This is a genomic window from Xenorhabdus sp. PB62.4, assembly GCF_014467285.1.
Lineage (GTDB): Bacteria > Pseudomonadota > Gammaproteobacteria > Enterobacterales > Enterobacteriaceae > Xenorhabdus.
Window position 1 is genome coordinate 1 of record NZ_NKHR01000124.1, and the last position, 490, is coordinate 490.

Annotated in this window: 1 tRNA gene and 1 rRNA gene; both read left to right on the forward strand. The window is 49.2% G+C overall.

Annotated features, from left to right (window positions below):
* Positions 1-123: ribosomal RNA gene (locus tag Xenpb_RS19535) — 16S ribosomal RNA — on the forward strand; the annotation flags it as partial.
* Positions 124-209: 86 nt separating this feature from the next.
* Positions 210-285, forward strand: a tRNA-Glu gene (locus Xenpb_RS19540).
* The last annotated feature ends 205 nt before the right edge of the window (positions 286-490 follow it).

Below are 490 nucleotides of genomic sequence, written 5' to 3' on the forward strand. Positions count from 1 at the left end.
TGGGTTGCAAAAGAAGTCGGTAGCTTAACCTGCGGGAGGGCGCTGACCACTTTGTGATTCATGACTGGGGTGAAGTCGTAACAAGGTAACCGTAGGGGAACCTGCGGTTGGATCACCTCCTTAACCTAAGATAGTAAATGTTGCTGAGTGTTCACACAGATTGTCTGATGAAATAAAGATGAGCAGCGCGCCTGCGAAGAAGACCCGATGTCCCCTTCGTCTAGAGGCCTAGGACACCGCCCTTTCACGGCGGTAACAGGGGTTCGAATCCCCTAGGGGACGCCACGCTGTTCAGGGCCACGGGTGAAAGACGGTGCCACACATTATTGCTAAGCGGGCGGATGATGCCGGTTTAGCAATAATTGCTCTTTAACAATCTGGAACAAGCTGAAAATTTGAAACAATCAGTGTTATTGAAAAATGGCATTGATGAGTCTCTCAATACTCCAATCTGAAGACACCTTCGGGTTGTGAGGTTAAGCGAATAAGC